This window comes from Microvirga yunnanensis (assembly GCF_025460875.1).
On the sequence record NZ_JAMXFI010000108.1, the window covers coordinates 20,049 to 27,161 of the forward strand.

The 7,113-nt window shown below is 68.2% G+C and carries 10 protein-coding genes; all 10 read left to right on the plus strand.

Going from position 1 to position 7,113, the window contains the following annotated elements; all coding sequences use genetic code 11:
• A complete protein-coding gene (locus tag NF876_RS33550; RefSeq protein ID WP_373696762.1) occupies positions 1 to 1,014 on the plus strand; it encodes a branched-chain amino acid ABC transporter permease in 1,014 nt (337 codons plus the stop codon).
• On the plus strand, positions 1,011 to 1,775 hold the full coding sequence (locus tag NF876_RS33555) for an ABC transporter ATP-binding protein (RefSeq protein WP_262272483.1): 765 nt from the start codon (positions 1,011 to 1,013) through the stop codon (positions 1,773 to 1,775). The genes NF876_RS33550 and NF876_RS33555 overlap by 4 nt, the downstream gene beginning before the upstream one ends.
• The gene (locus NF876_RS33560; protein ID WP_262272484.1) at positions 1,756 to 2,472 is read left to right on the plus strand and encodes an ABC transporter ATP-binding protein; all 717 of its coding nucleotides are present in this window, start codon (positions 1,756 to 1,758) and stop codon (positions 2,470 to 2,472) included. Before NF876_RS33555 ends, NF876_RS33560 begins: the two co-directional genes overlap by 20 nt.
• Before the next feature lie 8 nt (positions 2,473 to 2,480).
• Entirely contained in the window at positions 2,481 to 3,275 is a 795-nt protein-coding gene (gene pcaD / locus NF876_RS33565) for a 3-oxoadipate enol-lactonase (protein ID WP_262272485.1), read from the plus strand.
• 31 nt (positions 3,276 to 3,306) lie between these two features.
• Positions 3,307 to 3,705 carry a 4-carboxymuconolactone decarboxylase gene (gene pcaC / locus NF876_RS33570; protein WP_262272492.1) on the plus strand — a complete coding sequence of 133 codons (399 nt, stop codon included), beginning with the start codon at positions 3,307 to 3,309 and terminating at the stop codon, positions 3,703 to 3,705.
• The gene (gene pcaH / locus NF876_RS33575; protein ID WP_262272486.1) at positions 3,698 to 4,423 is read left to right on the plus strand and encodes a protocatechuate 3,4-dioxygenase subunit beta; all 726 of its coding nucleotides are present in this window, start codon (positions 3,698 to 3,700) and stop codon (positions 4,421 to 4,423) included. Before pcaC ends, pcaH begins: the two co-directional genes overlap by 8 nt.
• On the plus strand, positions 4,423 to 5,049 hold the full coding sequence (gene pcaG / locus NF876_RS33580) for a protocatechuate 3,4-dioxygenase subunit alpha (protein ID WP_262272487.1): 627 nt from the start codon (positions 4,423 to 4,425) through the stop codon (positions 5,047 to 5,049). Before pcaH ends, pcaG begins: the two co-directional genes overlap by 1 nt.
• A gap of 21 nt (positions 5,050 to 5,070) precedes the next feature.
• Positions 5,071 to 5,922: a CoA transferase subunit A gene (locus NF876_RS33585; RefSeq protein WP_262272488.1), complete on the plus strand. Its 852-nt coding sequence runs from the start codon at positions 5,071 to 5,073 to the stop codon at positions 5,920 to 5,922.
• A complete protein-coding gene (locus NF876_RS33590) occupies positions 5,919 to 6,707 on the plus strand; it encodes a CoA-transferase subunit beta (RefSeq protein ID WP_262272489.1) in 789 nt (262 codons plus the stop codon). Before NF876_RS33585 ends, NF876_RS33590 begins: the two co-directional genes overlap by 4 nt.
• Position 6,708: 1 nt before the next feature.
• The coding region (locus NF876_RS33595; RefSeq protein WP_315975103.1) for a thiolase family protein at positions 6,709 to 7,113 on the plus strand (405 nt) is incomplete at its 3' end.

The following is a 7,113-nucleotide window of genomic DNA, read 5'->3' on the forward strand; positions in this document are numbered from 1 at the left end:
GTGCAGGCCGTCGCTCAAGCACAGAGAGTTCCAGCGCCGTCTTCCATCGGAAACCGGTGGCTGCGGGACGCGATCGGCCTCGCCCTGATCGTCGCGGCGGGCCTTGCCGGGTACTGGCTGTTCCCCGACAACCTGGCCCTCCTGACCCGGGTCATCGCGGTGGCGCTCCTCGTCCTGTCGCTCGACCTCATCACGGGCTATTGCGGCGTGGCCTCGCTGGGACAGGCCTCGCTCTTCGGGGCGGGCGCCTACGCGGCGGGAATGGCCTGCGTGAACGGCGTCACCGAGCCCCTGACCCTGATCGTCATCGGGGCGGCCGCCGGGGCGGCGGCGGGCCTTCTCATGGGCACGATCATGCTGCGCGCCCACGGGCTGGCGCAGCTCGTCCTGTCCATCGCCATCGTCCAGCTCTTCCACGAGGCGGCCAACAAGGCCTCGGCCTATACGGGCGGCAGCGACGGGCTCGCGGGCCTGACGGTGAGCCCGCTCTTCGGCCTGTTCGAGTTCGACCTCTGGGGACAGACCGCCTATCTCTTCGGGCTCGCCCTGCTGGTCGTCGTGTTCGTCGTCCTGAAATTCATCGTGTCGTCGCCCTTCGGCATGCTCTGCCGGGGCATCAAGCAGGACCCGATCCGCATCCGCGCCATGGGGTCCTTCGTGTTCCCGGTGCTGTTGAAGATGTTCGTGATCTCCGGCGCGGTGGCCGGCATGGGCGGGGCTCTCGCGGCGATCTCCACCCAGGTGGTCGGCCTCGACAGCGTCAGCTTCGAGCTCTCGGCCAATGCCCTGGTCATGCTCGTGCTCGGCGGTCTCGGCTCGCTCTACGGCGCGCTCGTGGGCACGGTGATCTTCATGGGGTTCGAGCACATCGTGTCGGCCATCAACCCGTTCCACTGGATGACCATGGTGGGAGCCCTGCTGATCGCCGTGGTGCTGGCGGCGCCCGGCGGGCTGAGCGGCGTTCTCGAGACGATCACCCGATCGGCCAGGCGCAGCAAGGGAGGGCGCCCATGAGCGACCTGTTCCGCGTCGAGGGCCTGACCAAGAATTTCGGCGGCCTCGCGGTCAGCCGCAACATTTCCCTGTCGATGCCGGCGGGCGAGCGGCTGGCCCTGATCGGCCCGAACGGCGCCGGCAAGACCACCTTCGTCAATCTGGTGACGGGGCAGATCCGTCCGAGCGCCGGGCGCGTCGTCCTCGCGGGCGAGGACGTCACCGGCCTCGGAGCCGTGCGGCGGGTGCGCAAGGGACTGGTGCGCACCTTCCAGGTGACGCGCCTCTTCTCCGAGCTGACCCCGGAGGAGCATGTGACGCTCACCGTGCTCCAGCGGGAAGGCAAGGCGCGCCGCATCCTGAGCCGCTTCACGGGCCATTCCGAGGTGGCCGGCGAGGTGGAGGGCATTCTCTCGACGCTCGGCCTGCTCGACGTGGCCCGCCGCAGGGTCGGCGAGATCGCCTACGGCCAGCAGCGGCTTCTGGAGATCGGCATCGCGCTGGCGCTTCGGCCGAAGGTGCTGCTGCTCGACGAGCCGGCCGCCGGCGTCCCGTCGAGCGACACGCCCAGGATCGAGCAGGCGCTGGAGCGCCTGCCGCCGAGCCTCGCCGTGCTGATGATCGAGCACGACATGGATCTCGTCTTCCGCTTCGCCCGGCGCGTGGTCGTGCTGGCGGCGGGCGAGATCATCTTCGAGGGCCTGCCGTCCGACGTCGCCGCCGACGACCGGGTCCGTGAAGCCTATCTGGGGAACTATGCCCATGCCCGCAGCGTCGCTTGAGGTCCGCGGATTGAGCGCGGGCTACGGCCCGACGATCGTCCTGGAGGACGTCTCCTTCTCCGTACCGTCCGGGGCGCGCCTGTCCATTCTCGGCCGCAACGGCATGGGCAAGACGACGCTGCTCTCGACCCTGATGGGCATGAACCGCCGCTACGGCGGCGAGATCCTGATCGGCGGCGCCGACGTGTCGTCGCTCAAGAGTTCCGAGCGGGCGCGCCGGGGCATCGGCCTCGTGCCTCAGACCCGCGACATCTTCCGCTCGCTCACCGTGGAGGAGAACCTGATCGTCGGGGTCAAGGACCGGCCGCGCAGCGTCATCCAGGAAGCCTACGACATGTTCCCGCGCCTGCACGAGCGGCGCAACAATCTCGGCTGGCAGCTGTCGGGCGGCGAGCAGCAGATGCTCTCGACCGCGCGCACCATCCTGGGCCGTCCGTCCGTCCTGCTCCTCGACGAGCCGCTGGAGGGGCTGGCGCCGGTGATCTGCGAGGAGCTCATGGCGGCCTTCACGCGGCTTGCTTCCAGCGGCGAGATGACGATCCTGCTGGTCGAGCAGCGGCTCGAGAGCGCGCTCGATTTCGCGGAATCGGTCCTGATCCTGGAGCGCGGTCGCATCGCCTGGCAGGGGACGAGCGAGGCCCTGCGCGCCGACCAGAACCTGGTCGAGCACTATATCGGCGTCGGCTCGCTGCATTGAGGTTGGGAATGGCTTTCACACGCGTCAACGGAATCGTTCTGCACGTCCAGGAACTCGAGCGGTCCGACGGGCCGGCGCTCGTCTTCGTCAACTCCCTCGGCAGCGACGTGCGCATCTGGCAGGACGTCGTGCCGGCTTTCGCGGACAGGTACCGGATCATCCTGTACGACAAGCGCGGGCACGGGCTCTCGGACGCGCCGCCCGCGCCCTACACGATCGACGATCACACGGACGACCTGATCGCGCTTCTCGACCATCTGGGACTCGACCGGGCCGCCTTCGTCGGCCTCTCGGTCGGCGGCATGATCGGCCAGCGCATCGCCGTGCGGGCTCCCGAGCGCGTCCGGGCGCTCGTGCTCTGCTGCACGGCCGCGAAGATCGGCACGCCGGAAAGCTGGGCCGAGCGCATCACCGCGGTCGAAGACGGCGGCATCGAGCCCATCGCCGACGCCGTGCTCCAGCGCTGGTTCACGCCTTTGTTCCGCGAGACGCGTGCGGACGAGGTCGCGGGCTGGCGCAACATGCTGGTCCGCACGCCCGATCACGGCTATGCGGGCACCTGCGCGGCGATCCGCGACGCGGACCTGCGGCCCGACGCCGGCCGGATCGCCGCGCCGACGCTCTGCGTCGCTGGCGACCAGGACGGATCGACGCCGGCGGACGTGGTCAAGGGCACGGCGGACCGCATTCCCGGCGCGCGCTTCGCGCTCATCGACGGGGCAGGGCACATCCCCTGCGTCGAGCAGCCGGCCGCGCTGTCGCGGCTCATCGGCCATCATCTTCAGGAGGCGGGACTTGTCTGAACAGGAACGGAGCGAGCGCTACAAGGCCGGCATGGCGGTGCGCCGCGAGGTGCTCGGCGACGCGCATGTGGACCGGGCGAGCGCGCAGATGACGGAGTTCGACGCCGATTTCCAGACCTTCATCACCGAAGGCGCCTGGGGCACGGTGTGGTCGCGCCCCGGCTTCACGAAGCGGGAGCGATCCATCGTGACCATCGCGCTGCTCGCGGCGCTCGGGCAGGACGACGAGGTCGCCATGCATGTGCGCGCCACCCGCAACACGGGCGCCACCAAGGAGGACATCAAGGAGGCGCTGCTGCACGTGGCCGTCTATGCCGGCGTGCCGGCGGCGAACCACGCCATCAAGATCGTCAAGAAGACCTTCGCGGACATGGACGCCGCTTCGGGAAACACACAAGAGGACGGATCCGGGAGGAGCCAGCATGAGTGACAACGGCCAGTATTTCCAGCGTGACCGGACCTGGCACCCGCCGGCCTTCACGCCGTCCTACAAGACCTCGGTTCTGCGCTCGCCGCAGCAGCCGCTGATCTCGCTCGAGAACACGCTGTCGGAATCGACCGGTCCGGTGTTCGGGCATTCCAAGATCGGCCCCTTGGACAACGACCTCATCCGCAACTACGCCAAGACCGGCGAGGCCATCGGGCAGCGCATCGTGGTCTACGGCCGCGTGCTCGACGAGAACGCCCGTCCGGTGCCCGGCGCCCTGGTGGAGTTCTGGCAGGCCAATGCCGGCGGGCGCTACCGCCACAAGAAGGAAACCTATCTCGCGGCCATCGACCCGAACTTCGGCGGCTGCGGCCGCATGATCACCGACGAGGAGGGGCGCTACTGGTTCCGCACCATCAAGCCCGGCGCCTATCCGTGGCCGAACGGGGTGAACGACTGGCGCCCGGCGCACATTCACTTCTCAGTGTTCGGCCATGCTTTCGCGCAGCGCCTGATCACCCAGATATATTTCGAGGGCGACCCAATGATCTGGCAGGATCCGATCGCCATGACGGTGCCCGACAGGGCCGCCGTCGAGCAGCTCATCGCGGCGCTCGACCGGCAGAACACCCTGCCGATGGACTCGCTCGCCTACAAGTTCGACATCGTCCTGCGCGGCCGCCGCTCGACCATGTTCGAGAACCGGATGGAGGGGAACTGATGGTTCAGAAGCTCGATTTCCTTAAAGAATCGCCCTCGCAGACGGCGGGGCCCTACGTGCATATCGGCACGAACCCGAACTGGGTCGAGATCACCGGCGTCTGGAACGAGGATCTGGGGCTGGTGCTGGTGGGCCCCGAGACCAAGGGCGAGTGCATCATCGTCAAGGGCCGCATCTTCGACGGCGCCGGCGACGTCCTCCGCGATGCCCTGGTGGAGATCTGGCAGGCGGATGCCGAAGGGCTCTACAACAGCCCCGAGGAGACCCGCGGCAAGGCCGATCCGAACTTCGTCGGCTGGGGCCGCCAGCCCTGCGACGGCACCACGGGCGAATACCGCTTCGAGACGGTCAAGCCGGGACGCGTGCCGTTCCGGGACGGACGGATGATGGCGCCGCACATCACGGTGTGGATCGTGGCGCGCGGCATCAATATCGGGCTGCACACGCGCCTGTACTTCTCCGACGAGGAGGCGGCCAACGCGGAATGCCCGGTGCTCGCCCAGATCGCCCGCAGGAACCGGATTCCCACCCTGATTGCCACCCGCGGCGAGGAGAACGGAATGCCTGCCTACACCTTCGACATCCATCTCCAGGGTGAGAAGGAAACCGTGTTCTTCGACATCTGACCGACGACCCGAGAGCATAGCATGGCCAAGTTCCAGAGCCTCAAAGAGGCCGTTGCCGAGAACCTGCGCGAGGGCGACACGGTCGCCTTCGAAGGGTTCACCCACCTGATCCCCCACGCGGCCGCCCACGAGGTGATCCGCCAGGGGATCGGGGACCTCATCCTCATCCGCATGACCCCGGACATCATCTACGACCAGATGATCGGCATGGGTCTGGTGAAGAAGGTGATCTTCTCCTATGCGGGCAATCCCGGCGTCGGCCTGCTGCGCCGCATGCGGGACGCCATCGAGAACGGCTGGCCGCGCGCCATCGAGACCGTGGAGCACAGCCATGCCGCCATGGCCAACGCCTACGAGGCGGGCGCGGCGGCCCTTCCCTGCGCGGTGTTCCGCGGCTATCGCGGGGCGGGCCTGAAGGAGGTCAACCCCGCAATCCGGAGCATCACGTGCCCGTTCACCGGCGAGGAGCTTGCGGCCGTGCCGGCGCACCGCCCGGATGTCGCCGTCATCCATGCCCAGAAGGCGAGCCGGCGCGGGGACGTGCTGGTGGAGGGCATCATCGGCGTGCAGAAGGAGGCCGTGCTCGCCGCCAGGCGCTCCGTCGTGACGGTCGAGGAGATCGTGGAGGATTTCGACGACCTTCACCCGAACCTCTGCGTGCTGCCGCACTGGACCGTCACGTCCATCGCGCAGGTGCCGGGCGGGGCGCATCCGTCCTATACCCACGGCTATTACGACCGCGACAACGCCGCCTATCTCGAATGGGACAAGATCTCCGCCGACCGCGATCTCTTCACCGCCTGGATGAAGGAGAACGTGCTCGACCGGGGTCCCGAGGTGTTCGCCCAGCGCGTGAAGGGATTGCACGAATGACCAGCCTGTCGGATTTCACGCCCAACGAGATGATGACCATCGCGGCGGCCCGGGCGCTCTCCAACGACGACGTCTGCTTCGTGGGCATCGGCGCGCCGTCCGCCGCCTGCAACGTGGCGCGGCTCACCCATGCGCCCGACATCACCCTCATCTACGAGAGCGGCACCATCGGCACGGCGCCGAGCGTGCTCCCGCTCTCCATCGGGGACGGCGAGTTGTGCGAGACCGCCGTGACGACCGTCTCGGTGCCCGAGTTGTTCCGCTACTGGCTCCAGGGCGGGCGCATCTCCATCGGGTTCCTCGGGGCCGCCCAGCTCGACCGCTTCGGCAACATCAACACCACGGTGATCGGCGACTACCGCAAGCCCAAGGTGCGCCTGCCCGGCGGCGGCGGCGCGCCGGAGATCGCCACCTCCTGCAAGGAGGTGTTCATCACCATGAAGCAGGCGACCCGCGGCATGGTGGAAAAAATCGACTTCTATACCTCGTTCGGCCACGGCGAGGGCGGCAACCACCGCGAGCGGCTCGGCATCACCACGAAGGGCCCGACGCTCCTGATCACGGATCTGGCTCTCTGGAAGCCCGATCCGGAGACCAAGGAATTCACCGTGGTGTCGATGCACCCCGGCGTGACCCGGGATATGGTGCAGGAAACCTGCGGCTGGAGGGTGCGATTCTCCGAGCGTCTCGAGGAGACGCCTCCCCCGACCGACCTCGAACTCACCACCCTGCGCGAGCTTCAGGCCCGGACCGAGAGAGCTCACGGCGGCAAGAAGGGGACTTGAGATGCGTGAAGCCTTTATCTGCGCCTATGTGCGCACGCCCATCGGCCGCTATGGCGGCTCCCTGTCCGGCGTCCGTGCCGACGACCTCGCGGCCGTGCCCCTGAAGGCGCTGCGCGAGCGCCTGCCGAACCTCGATTTCGAGGCCGTGGACGACGTGATCTACGGCTGCGCCAACCAGGCCGGCGAGGACAACCGGAACGTGGCCCGCATGGCCGTGCTGCTGGCGGGATTGCCCGGCGTGATCCCCGGAACCACCATGAACCGCCTCTGCGGCTCGGGCATGGACGCGGTAATCGCGGCGGCCCGCGCCATCAAGGCGGGCGAGGCCGAGATCATGATCGCGGGCGGGGTCGAATCCATGTCGCGCGCGCCCTTCGTGATGCCGAAGGCCGATACGGCCTTCTCG

Coding starts and splice junctions, on each gene's coding strand:
- NF876_RS33555 (WP_262272483.1), top strand. CDS start 1,011: ATGAGCGACCTGTTCCGCGTCGAGGGCCTGACCAAGAATTTCGGCGGC.
- NF876_RS33560 (WP_262272484.1), top strand. CDS start 1,756: ATGCCCGCAGCGTCGCTTGAGGTCCGCGGATTGAGCGCGGGCTACGGC.
- pcaD (WP_262272485.1), top strand. CDS start 2,481: ATGGCTTTCACACGCGTCAACGGAATCGTTCTGCACGTCCAGGAACTC.
- pcaC (WP_262272492.1), top strand. CDS start 3,307: ATGGCGGTGCGCCGCGAGGTGCTCGGCGACGCGCATGTGGACCGGGCG.
- pcaH (WP_262272486.1), top strand. CDS start 3,698: ATGAGTGACAACGGCCAGTATTTCCAGCGTGACCGGACCTGGCACCCG.
- pcaG (WP_262272487.1), top strand. CDS start 4,423: ATGGTTCAGAAGCTCGATTTCCTTAAAGAATCGCCCTCGCAGACGGCG.
- NF876_RS33585 (WP_262272488.1), top strand. CDS start 5,071: ATGGCCAAGTTCCAGAGCCTCAAAGAGGCCGTTGCCGAGAACCTGCGC.
- NF876_RS33590 (WP_262272489.1), top strand. CDS start 5,919: ATGACCAGCCTGTCGGATTTCACGCCCAACGAGATGATGACCATCGCG.